We start from the raw sequence: 19,861 nt of genomic DNA, 5'->3' as shown, positions 1-19,861 counted from the left end.
AAGGAAGAAAACGATGATTAAAGAAAACTTAGCATATGTGGAGGAACAAATAACAAAGGCTTGCGAAAGGTCAGGAAGAAATCGTGAAGAGGTTACTTTAATTGCCGTAAGTAAAACCAAACCAGTTTCTTTAGTTGATGAAGCAATCGACAATGGTATAAGAGAATTTGGTGAGAACAAAGTACAAGAGATCATGGACAAGTATGATACGGTTAAAGCACCTGTTAATTGGCATATGATTGGTCATTTACAGAGGAATAAGGTAAAATACATTGTAGATAAGGTATGCTTAATCCACTCCGTGGATTCCTATCGATTAGCTGAGATGATTGATCAGGAAGCTGCAAAAAAGGGAGTTAAATGTGATATTCTAATTGAAGTAAATATTGCAAAAGAAGATACCAAATATGGAGTGATGGAAGATGAAGTAATTCCATTGATTGAACAGATTTCAAAGCTTACCAATATTAGAATTAAAGGTCTTATGACAATTGCTCCTTTTGTGGAATATAGTGAGAAAAATAGGGTTCATTTTAGAAATTTGCGAAATTTATATGTTGACATAAAAACGAAAAACATTGATAATGTTGATATGAAGATTTTGTCTATGGGAATGACAAATGATTATGTAGTTGCAATTGAAGAAGGTGCTACCATGGTTCGTGTGGGTACTGGAATCTTTGGTCAACGTAATTAGTTACTATACAATTTTTCCCTCCTCGAAGCAACAGGAATGTACCACCTTTGTGGAAGGCTGTTGACTGAATAGTAACCATAATGATAGAAATTAAGATAGGAGATATGTTATGGCTAATATATTGAAAAATTTTCTTGGCTACCTAAAGCTAGGAGAAGATGATGATTATGATGATTACGTAAATGATTACGAAGAAAAAGAAGAAGCACGAGAAGAGAAGAGACGTTCAAGACGTGATGATGTAGATGATTTCAGTATGTCTAGAACTGAGAAAGCAGCACGTCCTGAGAGAACTCCAACACGTTCTTACATTAATAAAGATCGAGATGATGAGGAACTTCAAATACCTGTTTCAGAAACAAGAAAAGAACGTACTCAAAGGTTAGAACGAGAGCGTGGAAGTTCTAATAAAGTAGTCCCAATTAGAACAACTCCAAAAGGACTTGAAGTTTGTATTATGAAACCAGCTTCTTTTGAAGATTCACAAGATATCTGCGATATGTTATTAACTGGACGAGCTGCTGTAGTTAATCTTGAAGGCTTTGATCCTATGGAGGCTCAAAGAATCATGGACTTTATATCCGGATGTGTTTATGCAATCAATGGTAAGCTTCATCAGATTTCAAGATACATATTTATCTTCTCACCGGATTCTGTAGATATTTCAGGTGATTATCTTGATTTAGTTCCTGATGAAGGATTTGGCGTTCCAACCATTAACAAAGAATTTTAAGGAGTCGTATGAGTAACTTAATCGTAAATTCACTTTATGTTTTTTTTATCGTATTAGAGATTATATTATTTGCGTATTTTATGATGAGTTGGTTTCCGTTTAGTACGAAAATTAAGGAATTTCTAATCACTCTTTTAGAACCTCTATTAACACCAATTCGGTTCTTATTAAAACATTCAATATTTAACACAAAAGTGATTGATTTAGCTCCTATGATTGCATTAATTGTTATATTATTTTTTCAAACGATCTTTTATCACTTAATGCGGTAAAAGACAAGTTTAATGCTGTAGCGATATACCGCAATAATATAAGATCAGTCGTAAGAGGTAAGCGCAGAGATGACAAAAGACGATGAATTACTTTGTAAGCGACTAAAAGAGCTTGCTTTTAACACATGTAATAAAGGGTTTACTACGTATTCAGAATTTTTGAACTTAAATGAGTTAAACCTATTATTATCGATTAAGAAAGAATTACCACCAGTAGAGATAGATTTATATGGTGGTTATGAGGGTGCAGAGCGTAAGATGGTTTGTTTCTATCAGTTCACCAACGATTATGATAGAAAATTTCCTATTCACTGTGTAAGAATAACCCCACGTAATGTAAAGTTTTGTGATGTCTTAACACATAGAGATTATTTAGGGGCATTACTAAACCTTGGAATAGAGCGTTATACAATTGGTGATATCATTATAAAGAACAAAGAAGGGTACGTATTCTGTAACGATAAGATGTGCAATTATATTATTCAGAATCTTACCCGTATAAAACATACAGATGTAAGATGCACACAAGATGATGATTTAATGATGAATGTAGCACACCAGTTTCAAGAGATTCGTGGTACTGTTGCTTCTGTGAGGCTAGATGCTGTGTTGTCCTTAGCTTTTAATGGTTCAAGAAGTAGCCTTAGTAACTTAATTACAGCTGGAAAAGTGTTTGTTAATAGCCGTTTAATTGAATCAAATAGTTACACTCTTAAAGAAGGGGATGTTGTATCCGTTAGAGGATACGGAAAATTCATCTATCAAGAACAACAAAATCAGACAAAAAAAGGACGATATTTTGTCGTATTAATGAAATACATTTAGGAGGCATACTAATGTTAACACCGATTGAGATACAGAGTAAGAGTTTTAAATCAGGAATTGGCTATGATCGTAAAGACGTAGATGGGTTTATGCGTGAGATCTTAGCCGGTTATGAGAAATTATATAAAGAAAATGTAGAATTAAAAGATAAACTTAGTGTATTAAATGATGGAATTCAATATTATAAAACAATTGAAAAAACATTACAAAAAGCATTGGTTCTGGCAGAGCAAACTGCAGAAGAAACAAAACAGGCTGCACTTAAGAGTGCCAAAGCCATTGAAAAGGAAGCGCGTGGTAAAGCAGATTTAATTATTGCTGATGCGAAGAATGAATTAAATCACGTAAATCAAATGATTACAGCTCTGACACAACAATATGAATGTTACAAAGTTCAATACAGACAATTAGCTGCAGCGCAGATTGATTTATTAAAATCGCCTACATTCGAATTAACACTTATGAATGGAGAACAATTAAAAACAAGTTATACAAACCCAGTTGATTCGAACAGTCTTTCACCTTCTACTTCACAAGATTCGGCAGAAAGTATTAAAGAAACTGACCACGCAAAGAATGATTCATCTGATGAAGAGAATAAAGAACTTGTAAAGAAGCTTGTTGAAGAGTTTATTGACGAGCAAACTGATGAACAAGTTGTAAAAAAACCTTTAGTTGAAGAATTATTTACAAAAGAGGAATTAGAGGCGTTTGAAAAAATTGCTAATTACGTTAATAATGAAAGCAATACAAACACAAACAATATATCGAATACAGAAGATTCTGATTTCACTATGGTTGAGGAAGCAGCTTTAACCTTAGAGGATTCTCCGAATAATTGTAAGGAAAAGAAAGACGCTTCCTTGGAATCCGAATTTGAATTTATAGATTTTGAAGTTAATCTTGATTAATAGGGATAATTAGGCTGTCGCTGTAGTATTTACTAAGCATGACAGCCTCATTCTTATGTGTAAATGAAAGGGGCAGGTTCTTACTATGCAAGAAATACTACAGGTTAATTATAATAATTCATGGTGTTACGATATCATTTTTCATAATTCATACGAAAAGTTAGGTGAAGAACTAGAAAAACTTAGTTTATCTAATCACAAGGTGTGTATAGTATGTGATTCTAACACAAACACGTATTTACAAGAAGTTATAAATAGTACGAAGGAACATGTGGCATTCGTCGATTCGTATGTATTTCAAGCTGGTGAAGAGAATAAAACACTAGATACGGTAAAGAATCTATATGAACACCTCATTAAAGCAAAATTTGATCGTAATGATGTTTTAATTGCCCTTGGCGGTGGAGTAGTTGGTGATTTGGTTGGTTACACTGCTGCAACATATCTTAGAGGGATTCGTTTTATTCAGTTACCAACAACGCTTTTATCAATGGTTGATAGCAGTGTGGGTGGTAAAACTGGAGTTGACTTTGATGCATATAAGAACATGGTGGGAGCATTCCACCAGCCCAAATGTGTCTATATGAATCTGTCAACACTAATTTCATTACCGAAAGAACAATTCTCATCTGGTATGAGTGAAGTAATTAAATATGGATATATCAAAGATGTTTCTTTTTATAAATGGCTACAGGATAATCATGATCGTATTCTAAATCAAGATTATGAAGTTCTTCGTGAAATGGTATATCACAGTTGTCTTTACAAGAAGGAAGTCGTTGAGAGAGATCCACTTGAAAAGGGCGAGAGAGCCTTACTTAACTTTGGGCATACGCTTGGGCATGCAATCGAGAAGTTGATGAGCTTTAAATTATATCATGGGCAATGTGTTGCTTTAGGTATGGTTGCAGCAATCTATATGTCTGCTAAAAGAGGTATGCTTACCTGGGAAGAGGTAGAAGATTCTGTTACTTTGATTCAATCTTTTGGATTACCAGTCGGAATAAGTAGTATTGGTATAACGGAAGTTATAGCTGCTACGAAGAATGATAAAAAGATGGAAGCTGGTAAAATCAAGTTTATCTTACTCGAAAAAATCGGGTCTGGATATATAGAATCGGATGTGACAGATGAAGAGATGGCGGCAGCCCTTGAATATATAATGCAAAATAATTAGATTGGGATTTTTTATACGAAGCTATTCCTAAAATATACTCCTAGGAGGAAACAAACATAATGAAAAAGAAAATAACGGGGTTATTCTGGTTAATACTATTAATAGCATTTGATCAGATTACTAAAATCTTAGCTAAGACAAAACTTGAAGGCACCGAAGGATTTGATGTTATTAAAGGAGTATTCCAATTTCACTATCATGAAAATCGTGGTATGGCTTTTGGCATGCTACAAGATAAAATCTGGCTATTTGTATTGTTTACTATAGTTATTTTAATTGGTATCGTATTTGTATATATAAAACTACCGGAAACCAAGAAGTATCAACCAATTCACTGGATATTGATTTTCTTAGGCGCTGGTGCACTTGGAAATTGTATTGACCGTGTATTTAGAAATTATGTAGTAGATTTTCTATATTTTGAATTAATCGATTTCCCAATATTTAATGTTGCGGATAGTTATGTTACCGTATCTTGTTTTATACTCGTTTTACTGTTCTTATTCTACTACAAAGATGAAGACCTTGACTTTCTATCTAGGAAGAAAAAACAAGCGAATTAAACACGGATTCGATATATTCATGTCAAAGATTTTGTTGTCACAGTGTGTTGGATAAGAAGGCTGTCGTATAACAAAAAGTTTCGCACATGCTTAATTAAATTCCAATATGGAAAGGATTTAATGAATTGAATAAAGATATAAATGAATTAGAAGAATCTAATGAATTACTAGATGACGATTTGTTAGAGGATTCCTCGATAAATGTTTCTATTATAAAGAATAATGAGAATCATACTCTTGTTACCTTTACCGTAACAGAAGATAATCAAAACATTAGAATAGATAAATACCTTACAAATGTTTGTCAAAACATGGAGAACTTTACTCTATCACGTTCCTATATACAATCATTAGTAAAAGAGGGCGCTGTCTGCGCAAACAACAAAATAGTGAAATCAAACTATAAAGTAGTGAAAGATGATGAGATTACAATTGCCATTCCACAACCAAAAACACTGGAAATTGAGCCAGAGGATATCCCTCTTGATATTCTATATGAAGATGATGATATTATCGTAATTAACAAAGGGAAAGGAATGGTTGTTCATCCTGCTGCTGGGCATTATTCTGGTACTATCGTGAATGCTCTTATGCATCACTGCAAAGACAATCTATCTGGAATCAATGGCGTATTAAGACCGGGTATCGTTCATCGAATTGATATGAATACTACAGGTGTTATCGTAGTATGTAAGAATGATAAAGCCCATACTTCCATTGCTGAACAATTAAAAGTACATTCTATTACAAGAAAATACGAAGCTATCGTATATAACTCATTCTCTATGATGGAAGGAAAAGTAGAAGGACCGATAGGAAGACATCCAATTGATCGTAAGAAGATGTGTATTAATCACAAAAACGGCAAAGATGCGACAACCCATTATAAAGTTCTTGAAAATCTAGGTACAAAATATGCTCATGTGGTATGTACATTAGAAACAGGTCGTACCCATCAAATCCGTGTTCATATGGCAAGTATATCCCATCCCCTTGTAGGAGATGACGTTTATGGTCCATCAAAAGATAAATTCAAATTAGAAGGGCAAGCTTTACATGCTAGAGTTCTAGGTTTTATTCATCCAACAACCAATGAGTATGTGGAATTTGAAGCACCTTTGCCTGCGTATTTCGTAGACTTATTAGAAAAGTTACGAAGATAGGGAGAAAACTTATGTTAAGACACCGTTGTTTAGTATTTGATCATGATGATACTGTTGTTGACAGTACAAAGAATATACATTTTCCAGCTTTTCAAGATACTTTAAAACAGTTAAGACCAGATATTACTATGGAAATTGATGAGTTCATACTTCATTGTTTTCATCCTGGTTTTAGTGAGCTGTTATCAAAGCATCTTTCCTTTAATGAAGAAGAATTGCAGATTCAGGAAAGCAATTGGTTAACTTGTGTAGAGAATCATATTCCAACGATCTTTTCGGGAATGAAAGAGTTAATGGAACGACATAAAGAGCAAGGAGGCAACATTTGTGTTGTCTCTCATTCCTTTAGTAAGAATATCTATCGAGATTATGAGAAAAATGGATTACCTAAACCAGATCTTGTATTCGGCTGGGATAGGCCTGCCAAAGAAAGAAAGCCGAATCCATATCCTTTACAAGAAATCATGCATCAGTTAGATTTAAAACCAGAAGAAATTCTTATGGTGGATGATTTGAAACCAGGTTATGATATGGCTAAGGCTTGTAATGTACCATTTGCTGCAGCTGGTTGGGCATATAACATACCTAAAATTAATGACTATATGTCTAAGCAATGCGATTTCTATTTTACTAAAGTAAAGGATTTATATAACTACCTATTCTAATATACTGGTTAGAGTGTCAAAAGCTAATTTTGATTTCGTCAATTTGCACTAATTTATGTGATAGCATGTTAGGTCAAACGTAGTTCATTCGCAACGCAACTCTGCAATCGAGATCTTCAAATGCAAAATTTGAGTTGAAGATGAAATTTGACAAATAGTATCTATTAATGTAGAATATGGTTATTATCAAAGCTCTTAATGGGTCTAAGGTCTTGTGTGATACTCAAGCAGTAATCTTATTAACTTTAATCCTTCCTTACATAGACCTGAATAGAGCTAGAAACATAGAAAGTATGGGGATATATTAGGATGAAAGAGATTCGATTACACGAAGGTGAGCTTAATATTATGGAACTTTTATGGTCCAATAAGACACTTGCGGCTAAAGATATTGCTAAGATTATCAAAGAGTATATTGGTTGGGAAAAGAATACAACGTATACCGTAATCAAGAGACTCATCGATAAGGGAGCGATTATGCGAGAGGATCCAGGCTTTATATGTAAGGCTTCCATATCCAAACGCACTGTACAAAATATAGAGACGAAAGTCTTGATTAATCAATTATATAGTGGCTCTCTAAGTAAATTCATTGTGGATTTCTTAAAAGAGCAAGAATTGTCAAAGGCTGAACTTATGGAGCTTGAACGGATTGTTAATGAACAAAAATTCTAAGCTATATATATAGAACTAGAGTAATACATAGTAATACTAAGTAACGGAGTGTAAATCTATTTTAATGAAATATTAGCTATCGTAATATATGATTACGATAGCTTTTTTAGTATGAAAATCCTGTAGTTTATTTATAATTATTTATATTTTAACAATTTTTATTTAATAAATATAGATTATGATAGAGATATAGGCATCAAGAACGATAGCGTATAACTTGTAAAATAGTATACGTAATGTAAATATAAGAGTTATGCAATCGCCTAATAATTGCATCTATGAGAGGAGTAAATAAGATGTGGACCAAATTATTTAGACAACGAAAAATCCAATCGTTAATGGTTTTCTTTGTTATATTGTTATGTAAGACATTATTAAATGGATCGATGACAATGTTGACATCTATTAATGAACCCTACGAAAGATTAAAAGGTGATTGTAAACCTGCCGATATCACGGTATTTTCATTCTCCCCAGAACGTAGTTCGTGTGAAGTACTACAAAATCGATTTGAGGAACTAGAAGAAGTTGATAGTTCAATCATTGTACCGTATTCCTATATCGAAGACGATATGTATGTTGGAGGAGAAAAATTAGAAGCATTTGTGGACTTAGTCACGTACAATACTGAGGTATATGGAAATATTCGTTTATTAGAGGGTACTTCTACATTAGAGGATAAAAATGGGCAAAAAAGTTGTCTAATTCCAGCTTGTATTAAGAACGAATTTCATTTGAATATAGGTGATACTCTGGTAATTAAGAATGCTAAACAAGAGCTTAAGTATACAATTAGCGGAATTTTCACCGAACCATATTCTACTTCGACTGCATTTGATTCAGCCGTTTTAGTAAAGGAAATCCCAGAGGAATTTCATCAGCAATATTTATTGAAAATCTATGCAAAAGATGGTTATATAGGTGAAGATATTAAATCTGCTTATCAGGAAAAGCATTCTGAGGTATTCCCAGGTTTTATTGTAACTGTTGATGAAATGCTATCCAATGCATTGCTTTCAACTAACATAGTATCTGCTTTATTCTTAGCTATTGGATGTATTATGTTAATTGTAAGCTGTTTAATTATTAACTTCATGATTCGTCATGCAATGATTACAGATGCTAAGTCAATTGCGGTGTATAAGACGATCGGTTATGATACGAATGATATATTGAAGTTCTATCTTACTTTTTATTTCGTAATTGTTTCCGTAGCAAGTGCATTTGGAATATATGTATCAAAACTAATCTCTAAGGTGGTATTAAACAGAATTTATGAGAATCTTGGAGAAAATACTGATATTAATGTCCTACGAACTGGAATTCCTTGTTTTGTAATTATTCTCGTATTTGTTCTAGGGATTATCTATATGATTATTCATAAAACTAAGAATATAAAGCCTACCTATGCTTTGAATGGTTTACAGAATACCAATACCAAGAAACAAAGATTGAAAGGGAATGTGAATGTTGCATTTTCTCCAATGGGAATTGCACTACGAAACATAGTAAGGGATAAAAAAGGTATTATAGGTATTCTAATAACAGCGATTGTAACTGTATTTAGTATCAATTTCGGTATGATTTCTTTAGATGTTGCTTACTCACAAAAAGACAAGAATGATTACTGGCTTGGTGTAGATGCTTCCGATGTAATTATTAATGTTACCAATTCAGAGCAATATACTTATGTGAAGTCTGTTGTGGAGGCTGATGAGAGAGTTACGCAAGCAGTAGATGTTGTTCAAAATGAGAGAATCCTTCTTGATTGGAAGAAAGAAATAGTTAACCCTAGCCTATCGGCCTTCGTCTATGATGATTATAGTGAAGTTAATTTACCTGTAATTGAAGGATATAATCCAAAGACCAAAGATGAGATTGCTATATCAACTAAGGTTGCAAATGATCAAAAAAAAGAAATTGGAGATTATATTGAATGTTACCTCGGCGGTAACTATAAGAAAAAGTTATTAGTTACCGGAATCTTTCAGACTTATTACCAACTAGGCGATGCATGCCGTTTACGTACGGATGCATATACCTCGAATAATGTTTCAATAAGCTACAATGCTTGTTCTATATATTTAAAAGATGGTACAGACATAAATCAGTTCATTCAAGATATGAAAAAGATTATTGGAAATAACGGTAAAGTAATTCCTAGAACAGAAGCATTTGCATCGATTATGAATATGATTACGGCACCTCAGATTAGTGGAATACCACCTGTCATCTTACTTGTTTTCTTAATCGGAGGAATTAATATCTTCTGCATTGTAATGCTTAAGAACGCAAGTAACGAAAAAAGTAATGGCATATACAAATGTATCGGTTATTCAACAAGAGATTTAATGTTGTCTAATCTATACTATGTAGGGATAGTTGCTATCGTAGCAATAGTTATTGTCGTACCATTAACAATAATATCGTATGGACAAATTATGTCAATTGCACTTAGTATCTTTGGATTTCGAAAATATCCAATTACTATTGATGTTTCACATCTAATTATTCTTAATACCAGTGCATTTTTATTATTTATCATTAGTACCGTATTATCTAGCCATTCTCTATATCATGTGAATGTAAGGGATTTAGTAACGGAATAGGAGGAGTTAAAAGTGAAAGATTCAATTATAAAGACGCAACTATTATGCAAGAGTTTCATAACAGACGGAGAGATCAATAACATTATTAAGAATATGGATTTAGATATATATGAGGGGGATTTCACAGTAATTATGGGAAGTTCCGGATCTGGTAAATCAACACTGTTATATTCACTTAGTGGCATGGATCAAGTTACTACAGGTAAAGTATTCTTTGATAATGAGGATATTACAAGAATGAAGGAAAAAGAAATTACGAAGTTACGTAAGAATAAGCTTGGATTTGTCTTCCAAGGTATCAATCTTATTCCCAATCTTAATGTATATGAGAACATTGTAAGCCCCACTTATAAAACAAAAACTAAACATAAGGCAGTAGAAGAACGAGCAAACGATCTTCTGGAAAAGTTAGAATTGAACGAGCATAAACATAAGTTTCCTAACCAGATGTCTGGTGGTCAACGGCAACGAGCAGCAATATGTAGAGCACTTATAAACAACCCGAAAGTATTGTTTGCAGATGAGCCAACTGGATCTTTGAATTCCTCACAAGGTGAAAGTGTGTTGGATATATTTACTGCGGTACATGCAGAAGGACAATCAGTAGTAATGGTTACTCATGATTTGAAGGCAGCCCTTCGGGGCAGTCGAATTCTGTATATTAAGGATGGTCGAATAGATGGTGACCTAGTATTAACGGAATATGGAACAGATGACTTGACGCAAAGAGAAGATACCTTATATCGCTTTCTAAAATCGAAAGGTTGGTAACTTGCAAGTATTCTTATAGTGTTTTTAGGAATATAATGGTATACTTAGATTATCTTTTACGAAGAAGTACAGGTGATCTCAGATGCGTAATATTATTAAAATGATAACCGAATGGGGGAAAAAGGACCCACAAGTAGAAGCAATTGTACTTGTTGGTTCTTTTGCACGTAAAACAAATCAACCTAACTCTGATATTGATGTATGTATAATAACTGATTATAAAGAGGAACTTCTGAATAAAATCTCATTTATAGATACGTTTGGACACGTAAAAAACTATGTCTTAGAGTATTGGGGAGCTTGTACTTCCATACGAGTGTGGTTTGAAGAAGGTGAGGAAGTAGAATTTGGACTCGTTAAACCTAGTTGGTATTCCATGCCATTAGATGCGGGGACTCGCAAAGTATTAGAAGATGGATATCAGATACTAGTAGATAAACAAGGTGTTCTTACAAGTGAAGAGTTCTCGGTAAGACCATTAGATGGTCAATATATTGATAGTTAAAGGAGTGGTTATGATACACACAATTCTAATAGTCGATGATGAGAAAGAATTAGCCAATATTGTTGCAGCGTACTTGAAAGTAGAAGGTTTTCAAGTAGAGATTACCAATGACGGCAAAGCTGGATTAGAAGCATTTCATCGTTGTAATCCTAGTGTAGTATTATTAGACATTATGTTACCTCTTATGGATGGAATAGAAGTATGCAAGGAAATCAGGTCAGATTCTGATGCATCCATCATTATGTTATCCGCTAAGAATGGGGAGATGGATAAAGTAATTGCATTAGGAATTGGTGCGGATGATTATGTAACGAAACCATTTAGTCCGATTGAAGTAGTTGCACGAGTGAAAGCGCAAATTAGGCGTTATGAGAAGTTAACCTGTAATTCAAGTACTATGAATACCAATCAAATCATTGTGGGGGACTTAGTTTTGAATAAAGCCTCCTACACAGCAACTGCCAAGGGGGAAGAACTAACGCTTACAACGAAAGAATTTGATATTCTATATTATCTAGCATCTAGCCCGAATCAAGTTTTTTCAAAAGATCAAATCTATGAAGCTGTGTGGGGATATAACGAATGTAGTGACGATAATAGTGTCACTGTATATGTTAATCGAATTCGTTATAAATTAGATGTATACAGTCTAGATTATATAAAAACGGTTTGGGGTGCAGGATACAAATTCATTGCTCAATAGTACATATCTTCAGGAAGGTATTTATGATAAATAATAAGATTAAAAGATGGAATCGGATTACCTCACTAATGATTATATTTATTCTAGTAGCTGGTTTTTTAATCAGCTTATATAACTATAAACACCTTGATTTTACGATATATATTAACAATGCAAGAGTTAAGCTTGAAAAAGAACGTGAACAAATTGAACGAGGAATCTATCCAGAAACCGAATATCCTTATATAGTGTTTGATACATCGGGTAGGGTATTATTCGCTACATCAGAATTCAAACAGGAAAAAGATGATACGATAGTCGTTGATGAGATGCTTCAGATGGACCGTAGTTTTGCAAAACAATATCCAGGGTATCAAAAATGCCCTCTAGTGCTGAATAACAATAATGTTTGTATTGGTTTTGTTGTATATCTATTACCAAGAAGCCATGTTGTTTCCGATTTGCATGCAAGAAATGAGGTGTTAAGTTTTTTACCAATAGGTATTGGAATTATCTTAAGTATCATCCTATTAATTCTACGATCCATATATTGTAACCTACGTATATTAAAACCCCTGCAAAGGATATCTTCTTCTTCGCAAGCAATTATTGCAGGAAATTATGATATAGAGGTACTTCGTGTATATGACAATAAATTACAAGCCAATGAAATTGGAGATTTAACCTATTCCTTTGAATTAATGAGAGATGAGTTAAAAGCAAAACAGATTAGTGAACAAGCAATTCGAAAATCCCAACAAGAATTAATTTCTTGTATATCCCATGATTTACGTACTCCAATCTCAACAATTAAAGCATATAGTGAAGGAATTCGTGATGGTATTGCAGCAACAGATATAGAACGTCAGGAATTTTTATCTATTATCATTAATAAGACAAACCTTCTTGAAGGCATGATTACCGAGTTATTAGAATATTCGAACGCGCAACTTAACCAGATGGATATTCAAAGGAAAGAAGTATATTTTCAAAGTTACATCAAGGAGATAACCAGAGAATTACGAATCTATATTGAACAACGTAATATTCAGTTTGAATGTACCTACCCTGAAGAGGATTTTATTATATTGATTGATCAAAAGCGAATAACAGAAGTATTGTATAATCTTATAGAAAATAGTATGAAATATATGGACTCGGCACATGGGTTCATACAGTTAATAACAAAACGAGAGAAGGGGGTATTAAGCATCCATATCATAGATAATGGCATTGGTATTCGCGCTGAAGACATTCCATATGTATTTGATAAATTCTACCGTGCGGAGAAATCTCGTAGTTCCAATGTACCTGGATCGGGATTGGGGTTATCCATCAGCAAATATATTATCCATCAGCATGGTGGCGAAATCTATTGCCGCAGTCGTAAATCGAATGGAAGTGAGTTTTGGTTTACATTAAGTTGCATATAATAATTCTCTCGAACAGCATTACCACCAGTCGTAAAGTATTGGGTTGAATCCATAGCAATTATAGTGTATACTTCTATAAGCAAAATATGACATACAGAAAGAGGAATTGTTATGGAAATTATTAATGTATTAGCAGGACCAATTATCGGAGGAGTTATCGGATATTTTACCAATTATATTGCTGTTAAGATGCTATTTCGCCCATTAAAACCTATTAGAATCGGAAAATATACGTTACCGTTCACACCAGGCATTATACCTAAGAGAAAGCCAGAATTAGCACATGCTCTCGGTCAAGCAGTAGGCAATGCGTTGTTAAGTAAGGATGAACTCACTAAGGTACTTACCTCAGATCGTATGAGACGAACCATTACTGACGGCATTGTAAAAGGAGTTAATGATACTCTTATTGAACGTAATATTGAAGAAATTGGATTATCTGTATTCGGACAAGATTCCTATGAAGATAAAAAAGACTTATTAATCGAAGGTGTTACGGGTAAGATTACAACTGGTTTCTTGTCTATGAACGTTGGTAATATTATTGCCACCGAAGGTGCCGCTGCGTTAAAACAAAAGGGTGGTATGTTAGCGATGTTTATTAATGAAGATCTTATTGCATCTCTAGCTACTCCAATAGGTAATAAGGTTGATAGTTATGTAAGGGATGGTGGCAAGGATAAAATAAGAGAATATATCTCAAACGAAATTGATACCATGGAAACGAAATCCATTAATTCAATTATTGGTGGTATCGATACTACAAAAGTAGAAAGTATAATAAACCAACTATATAATAGCATGATAGAGGAACATGTATCTGATATTGTAGATACATTCGATATCCAAGGAATTGTTGAAGAGAAAATCAATAATATGGCTGTGAGAGAGTTAGAAGATCTTATTATGTCTGTTATGAAGAATGAACTTGGAATGATTGTTAATCTAGGAGCGATCATTGGTTTTGTTCTTGGTTTATTCAATCTTTTCTTTTAAACTCTAACTTGGAAATTACATTATAGTAAGTAAATAGTAATACGACGAAATTATGCTTAAATTAATGAAATGGTTCTTGATATTAACAAATATAGAACCGTCGTTTATAGGGTTTTCACTAAATTAAAATTTTAGTAGAAAAATTTCTTTAAATGTTGTATATTATTAAGTGTAGTTGTTAAAAATAATAAATAAATAAATTGCAAAGGAGCATACTATGAAAAAATATGTTTGTATCGTTTGTGGATACATATATGATCCAGAAGTTGGTGATCCAGATAACGGTGTAGAACCAGGAACTGCATTTGAAGATATTTCTGATGATTGGCTTTGCCCACTATGTAGTGTTGGAAAAGATGAATTTGAAGAATGTGAGTAATTAAACATTACGATCTAAGGGAGGAACTTTATAAGGAAGTTGCCTCCCTTAGATTATGTATACATTGTAATACAAGATTTTGAATAAGATTAATAGATAAGTTTAAGAGATAAGAAGGAATGAATATGTGGATTCTATTTGCATTTGGTTCGGCCTTGTTTGCTGGACTTACTGCTATATTAGCAAAGGTTGGTATCAAGAATACAGATTCTAATGTTGCTACAGCTTTACGAACAATCGTTGTTTTGTTGTTTTCCTGGATTATGGTGATCCTATCAGGAAGTTATTCTGATATAGGAAATCTAACTAGCAAAGCATGGGCTTTTCTAGTCTTGTCAGGTTTATCAACAGGAGCCTCATGGTTATGTTACTTTCGTGCGCTTCAAATCGGCGATATCAATAAAGTAACACCAATTGATAAATCTAGTACTATAATTACAATGATATTAGCAGGAATTTTCCTTGGTGAAGGTTTTTCGGTAATAAAATGTATCGCAATAGCAGCAATTGGTGTTGGAACCTACCTAATGATTCAAAGGAAAACAGTAACCACTAAGTTACAAACAAAAAAGCGTAGCTGGATGTTTTATGCCTTTGCTTCTTCCGTTTTTGCTAGTTTAACTTCCATTCTTGGTAAGATAGGGATCGAAGGAATAGATTCTACCCTTGGAACAGCTATTAGAACGGTTGTAGTATTAATAATGGCATGGCTTGTAGTATTTATTACCAAAAGACAAAACACCATCAAGGATATCGATAGTAAGAGTTGGCTCTTTCTGATCCTTTCTGGCTTCGCAACAGGAGCTTCTTGGCTTTGTTATTATCGGGCGTTACAAACAGGTGAAGCAAGCATTGTGGTCCCAATTGATAAACTAAGTTTACTCATAACAATCGCTTTTTCTTATTTCATATTTCATGAAAGGTTGACGAGAAAAGCAATGATTGGTTTGGTATGTATCGTTGTAGGAACATTTAGTTTGTTACTTTAGCAAAATATGATTATACGTGATATATGATATTTAATTATACGAACAATAAGATCTAGGTGGTGAATAATGAGTAAAGGTGCATATAATAGGACGGTAACAAAGCGATTGTATTATCTGATAATAGTTATAGTCTTAATGGTTATAGAGGTGCTAATAGCAGTATATGTACATGATTCATTTATACGGCCGTACGTAGGAGACATTCTTGTAATGGGGGTTCTTTATACACTGATTCGAGTGATTATTCCGGAACGCTTTCCGTATTTACCGTATCTATTATTTGCATTTGCTACAATTATAGAAATCTTACAATACTTTGATTTTGCCAGCATATTAGACTTCATGGATTCTAAGATTTTAAGGATTGTGTTAGGGTCAACATTTGACTTGAAAGACATTCTTTGTTATGCAATTGGTACATTTCTAATTGTAATTATTAATCACATGAAAGTAGATAATAGAATATAGATATTACATAATAACTATTCAGGACTGAGTCCTTCATAGCCAAAATTTAAGGGAGACAACTTTATGAAGATGTATCTTACTAGAAAATATATAGGGATAAAGATAATAACTATACTAGGAATATGCGCGATAGCATTTGCAATAACTTCTTGTAATAACAAACAAACCGTGAATACAACGGATAATGCCACCTCAACCTCGCAGGCATCAACATCTAACAAACCAATAAGGTCTGACTCAAAAACTGATAATGTTAGTCTTGTACTAGACGAGATTTTTTAGCGTAAAAGTTAGAGATACATATAGAAGATGGGAGGATTACAATGGCTTCAAGAATTATGCATCTTGCTATCTGCAAACAATTAGAAAAGTACATAGAAGTTAAAGATATTGATAGGTTTCGACTGGGGCAAATATTACCTGATGCAGTAATATCTAATCAGGAAGTTCCTTTCAACAGTCATTATAGAAAATCTGTATGTAATAATAGCAAGATGATAATGGATTTTTCTAGTTACTTTCGAGATTATGAAAGAGAAATCCATGAAGATTCACTTTATCTTGGATATTATTTTCATCTTATCGAAGATGTTATTTTTAGAAATTTCATGTATTATAATTTGAAGTTACTCAGCAGAAGAGGGACGCCACAGTTAATAGGTGAACTATATCAAGATTATCATATATTGAATTATTACTTAATTCAAAAATATCATATAACACCGATACAGCACCCTACAAGAAACTTCAAAAAAGAGTATATAAATCAAATTTGTCCTTTTGATTTGGAATCTTTCTTAGCAAACATGCAGTCTGATTTTACAGAGCATATTATAGAAAAACCAAAACATTTTACAGAAGACTATGCTGAGAGATATCTCGAACAATGTAGGGAGTATTGCCTAAAGGAGTACAACGCTTTATTAAAAGGTAAGCATGCTTTTTCTCCAATCGATTTTGCTTGGGATAAGAACTGATTGATTTATAAATTACCTAGGTAGTATTTGACCAATTAGTTTTAGAATAGTATAATAGAAGACAGTAAAAGCTTCGATTTTCTTACAAAAAGATTCTCTTTTTGTGTAATCAAAACCTTTTGTAAATAATGTACATTCAGGACTTGCTTTTAAGCAAGTTTTTTTAATAGGAGGAACTACTATGCGCACAGAAACAGAGATGTATAAATTGATACTAGACATTGCAAACAATGACGATAGAATACGTGCTGTTTATATGAATGGGTCAAGAACAAATCCTAACGCCCCAAAAGATATCTTTCAAGATTATGATATTGTATATGTGGTAACAGATACCAAAGCATTCTACGAAGAGAACGGTTGGATTAATAAGTTTGGTGAGCCTTTCTATATGCAAAAACCGGAGATGATGGATAATTTGTTGGGGCAAGAATGTCACTTAGAGGATACATATGGTTGGCTTGTCATATTCAAGGATGGTAATAGAATAGACTTACATGTGAATTCCATACCATATGCGAAAAAGGACATATTAAATGATAAATTGTGTCAAATACTTTTAGACAAAGATCATATACTACCTCATATGCCTGAATCTACAGATATTGATTATCACGTAAAAAGACCAAATGAGATTGACTTCTTATGTGAAAGCAATGACTTTTGGTGGTGTTTGAACAATGTTGCGAAAGGCCTTTGGCGAGAGGAAGTTCCATATGTTATGGACATGTTAAACATCGTAATACGACCACATTTAGTTACTCTATTATCTTGGAAGATTGGTATAGAAACAGATTTTGCATGTAGTATTGGAAAATCAGGTAAATATATGAACCGTTATCTATCTCAAGAATTATATTATCATTATTTGGAAACCTATCCAGATTATAAAATTGAAAATCTGTGGAATTCTGTATTTACAATGTGTGATTTATTCAACGAGGTTGCTAATGAAGTAGCTACTTCGCTTGGATTTACTTATAACCAAATAGAAGCTGATGCTTCTATGAAGTTTCTACGCGTTGTTCATAATTTATCAAAAGATGCTTTAGAAATTCCATCATTTAATTAAAATATTAGAAAGGATTCCATCATGGATAAGAAACGATTAAAACTTAAAAGCGTAGGTATAGAATATTTGGAACAATACAATCAATTATTACGTTATGTATTCCAAGTTACAGACAATGAATTACATCAAATTGGTTGGGAAGAAAAAGAGATGATTAGAGCAAAATCACCTACCTTAAAAAAAGCTGATGTATTAGGCTGGTTTGATGGTGACAACTTAATATCACAAGTAGCGGTATATCCAATGAAAGTCCGTATATTCAACCATACGTATAATATGGGAGGACTTACAGGGGTAGGTACGTATCCCGAATATACCAATCTAGGTCTAATGCATAAATTGCTATATCAGACATTAACTGATATGAGAGAGCGCAATCAATATATTTCCTATCTCTATCCATATTCCATTCCTTATTACAGAAGAAAAGGTTGGGAAATTATATCGGATAAGATAACCTATGAGATTCAAGACTATCAATTACCAAAGAATCGTCAGGTTAAAGGAGAAGTACGTCGTGTAACAACTGATAGCACACAAGTTAAAGAAGCCTATGACCGATTTGCTCTCAGAACACATGGTGCTTTACTTCGTGATGAATTAGCATGGAATGAATATTGGTTATGGGATTCGGATGATTTAATGGCTGCTGTATATTATAACGAAGATGGTGAACCAGATGGTTATGTAATCTACTGGATATCAGATGACGTATTCCATATTAAAGATATGATTTTTATTAATGAAGATGCACGAATCGGTTTATGGAACTTTGTTGGAGCACATTTTTCTATGATTAATAAGGTGGTTGGTAATACATTTACTGATGAACCTCTTTCTTTCTTATTAGAAGATGGCGATATTAAAGAAACTATCGCTCCATACTTTATGGCCAGAATTGTTGATTTCGAAAAATTCATTGAAGAATACCCATTTAAACCAGATACAATAGAGCGTAATTGGACTTTCACATTAAATGATCCGTTACTTGCATGGAATCAAGGTACTTTTACGTTAAGCATATCAAAAGATGGTAAAGGAACTGTTACACATTCTACGCAAAAAACTAACGACTCAATCAATATCCAAACTATGACTACCATGTTATTAGGATATAAACGTCCTGATTACCTCTATCGGATTGGTCGCCTTGATTGTAGTGCGGAAACTGTTGACATGTTAGAAGATGCAATCGAACAGCAATCTCCATATTTTTCGGATTATTTTTAAATAATTCTATATAGACACAGTAGATTATATGAGTTTGTGAGGTGGATATAAAATTTCATATCATCAATG

The 19,861-nt window shown here is 33.3% G+C and carries 23 protein-coding genes; all 23 read left to right on the top strand.

Annotated elements, in window-relative coordinates; genetic code table 11:
- The first annotated feature begins 13 nt into the window (after positions 1 to 13).
- The 23 genes from BUB90_RS05330 (at position 14) to BUB90_RS05220 (ending at position 19,792) form a co-directional block, all read left to right on the top strand.
- Entirely contained in the window at positions 14 to 697 is a 684-nt protein-coding gene (locus BUB90_RS05330; protein ID WP_073284153.1) for a YggS family pyridoxal phosphate-dependent enzyme, read from the top strand.
- Positions 698 to 806: 109 nt separating this feature from the next.
- On the top strand, positions 807 to 1,430 hold the full coding sequence (locus tag BUB90_RS05325) for a cell division protein SepF (RefSeq protein ID WP_073284151.1): 624 nt from the start codon (positions 807 to 809) through the stop codon (positions 1,428 to 1,430).
- An 8-nt stretch (positions 1,431 to 1,438) separates the two neighbouring features.
- Complete coding sequence (locus tag BUB90_RS24395) at positions 1,439 to 1,702, top strand: YggT family protein (RefSeq protein ID WP_073284149.1); 264 nt, start codon at positions 1,439 to 1,441, stop codon at positions 1,700 to 1,702.
- Between the two features lie 69 nt (positions 1,703 to 1,771).
- On the top strand, positions 1,772 to 2,527 hold the full coding sequence (locus tag BUB90_RS05315) for a YlmH family RNA-binding protein (protein WP_073284146.1): 756 nt from the start codon (positions 1,772 to 1,774) through the stop codon (positions 2,525 to 2,527).
- A gap of 11 nt (positions 2,528 to 2,538) precedes the next feature.
- Positions 2,539 to 3,438, top strand: coding sequence for a DivIVA domain-containing protein (locus BUB90_RS05310; protein ID WP_073284143.1), 900 nt, complete (start codon positions 2,539 to 2,541; stop codon positions 3,436 to 3,438).
- 85 nt (positions 3,439 to 3,523) lie between these two features.
- A complete protein-coding gene (gene aroB, locus BUB90_RS05305) occupies positions 3,524 to 4,615 on the top strand; it encodes a 3-dehydroquinate synthase (protein WP_073284139.1) in 1,092 nt (363 codons plus the stop codon).
- Between the two features lie 59 nt (positions 4,616 to 4,674).
- Positions 4,675 to 5,178: a signal peptidase II gene (gene lspA, locus BUB90_RS05300; RefSeq protein ID WP_073284134.1), complete on the top strand. Its 504-nt coding sequence runs from the start codon at positions 4,675 to 4,677 to the stop codon at positions 5,176 to 5,178.
- A gap of 212 nt (positions 5,179 to 5,390) precedes the next feature.
- The gene (locus BUB90_RS05295) at positions 5,391 to 6,341 is read left to right on the top strand and encodes an RluA family pseudouridine synthase (protein ID WP_073284905.1); all 951 of its coding nucleotides are present in this window, start codon (positions 5,391 to 5,393) and stop codon (positions 6,339 to 6,341) included.
- 11 nt (positions 6,342 to 6,352) lie between these two features.
- Positions 6,353 to 7,006 (top strand): HAD family hydrolase, encoded by a 654-nt coding sequence (locus tag BUB90_RS05290; protein ID WP_073284129.1) that lies wholly within the window; start codon positions 6,353 to 6,355, stop codon positions 7,004 to 7,006.
- Positions 7,007 to 7,315: 309 nt separating this feature from the next.
- A complete protein-coding gene (locus BUB90_RS05285; RefSeq protein ID WP_073284126.1) occupies positions 7,316 to 7,681 on the top strand; it encodes a BlaI/MecI/CopY family transcriptional regulator in 366 nt (121 codons plus the stop codon).
- Positions 7,682 to 7,977: 296 nt separating this feature from the next.
- Entirely contained in the window at positions 7,978 to 10,290 is a 2,313-nt protein-coding gene (locus tag BUB90_RS05280) for an ABC transporter permease (RefSeq protein ID WP_073284123.1), read from the top strand.
- A 12-nt stretch (positions 10,291 to 10,302) separates the two neighbouring features.
- The gene (locus BUB90_RS05275) at positions 10,303 to 11,061 is read left to right on the top strand and encodes an ABC transporter ATP-binding protein (RefSeq protein ID WP_073284120.1); all 759 of its coding nucleotides are present in this window, start codon (positions 10,303 to 10,305) and stop codon (positions 11,059 to 11,061) included.
- 82 nt (positions 11,062 to 11,143) lie between these two features.
- A complete protein-coding gene (locus tag BUB90_RS05270) occupies positions 11,144 to 11,566 on the top strand; it encodes a nucleotidyltransferase domain-containing protein (RefSeq protein WP_073284117.1) in 423 nt (140 codons plus the stop codon).
- Positions 11,567 to 11,576: 10 nt separating this feature from the next.
- Positions 11,577 to 12,269 carry a response regulator transcription factor gene (locus tag BUB90_RS05265; protein ID WP_073284114.1) on the top strand — a complete coding sequence of 231 codons (693 nt, stop codon included), beginning with the start codon at positions 11,577 to 11,579 and terminating at the stop codon, positions 12,267 to 12,269.
- Between the two features lie 23 nt (positions 12,270 to 12,292).
- Positions 12,293 to 13,681: a sensor histidine kinase gene (locus tag BUB90_RS05260; protein ID WP_073284110.1), complete on the top strand. Its 1,389-nt coding sequence runs from the start codon at positions 12,293 to 12,295 to the stop codon at positions 13,679 to 13,681.
- Positions 13,682 to 13,792: 111 nt separating this feature from the next.
- Positions 13,793 to 14,677 (top strand): DUF445 domain-containing protein, encoded by an 885-nt coding sequence (locus BUB90_RS05255; RefSeq protein ID WP_073284105.1) that lies wholly within the window; start codon positions 13,793 to 13,795, stop codon positions 14,675 to 14,677.
- Positions 14,678 to 14,894: 217 nt separating this feature from the next.
- Entirely contained in the window at positions 14,895 to 15,056 is a 162-nt protein-coding gene (rd, locus tag BUB90_RS05250) for a rubredoxin (protein WP_073284101.1), read from the top strand.
- Between the two features lie 125 nt (positions 15,057 to 15,181).
- A complete protein-coding gene (locus BUB90_RS05245) occupies positions 15,182 to 16,045 on the top strand; it encodes an EamA family transporter (protein WP_073284098.1) in 864 nt (287 codons plus the stop codon).
- Positions 16,046 to 16,111: 66 nt separating this feature from the next.
- Positions 16,112 to 16,513 carry a ribosomal maturation YjgA family protein gene (locus tag BUB90_RS05240; RefSeq protein ID WP_073284095.1) on the top strand — a complete coding sequence of 134 codons (402 nt, stop codon included), beginning with the start codon at positions 16,112 to 16,114 and terminating at the stop codon, positions 16,511 to 16,513.
- A gap of 63 nt (positions 16,514 to 16,576) precedes the next feature.
- Positions 16,577 to 16,795 (top strand): hypothetical protein, encoded by a 219-nt coding sequence (locus BUB90_RS05235; RefSeq protein ID WP_073284092.1) that lies wholly within the window; start codon positions 16,577 to 16,579, stop codon positions 16,793 to 16,795.
- A gap of 41 nt (positions 16,796 to 16,836) precedes the next feature.
- Positions 16,837 to 17,490 carry a hypothetical protein gene (locus BUB90_RS05230; RefSeq protein ID WP_073284088.1) on the top strand — a complete coding sequence of 218 codons (654 nt, stop codon included), beginning with the start codon at positions 16,837 to 16,839 and terminating at the stop codon, positions 17,488 to 17,490.
- 181 nt (positions 17,491 to 17,671) lie between these two features.
- On the top strand, positions 17,672 to 18,562 hold the full coding sequence (locus BUB90_RS05225; RefSeq protein WP_073284085.1) for an aminoglycoside 6-adenylyltransferase: 891 nt from the start codon (positions 17,672 to 17,674) through the stop codon (positions 18,560 to 18,562).
- A gap of 21 nt (positions 18,563 to 18,583) precedes the next feature.
- On the top strand, positions 18,584 to 19,792 hold the full coding sequence (locus BUB90_RS05220) for a GNAT family N-acetyltransferase (RefSeq protein WP_073284081.1): 1,209 nt from the start codon (positions 18,584 to 18,586) through the stop codon (positions 19,790 to 19,792).
- The last annotated feature ends 69 nt before the right edge of the window (positions 19,793 to 19,861 follow it).

The organism is Anaerosporobacter mobilis DSM 15930 (genome assembly GCF_900142955.1).
GTDB classification, from domain to species: Bacteria; Bacillota; Clostridia; order Lachnospirales; family Lachnospiraceae; genus Anaerosporobacter; species Anaerosporobacter mobilis.
Note: the sequence above shows the minus strand (reverse complement) of the source record. Positions and strands in the feature narration are given on the sequence as shown.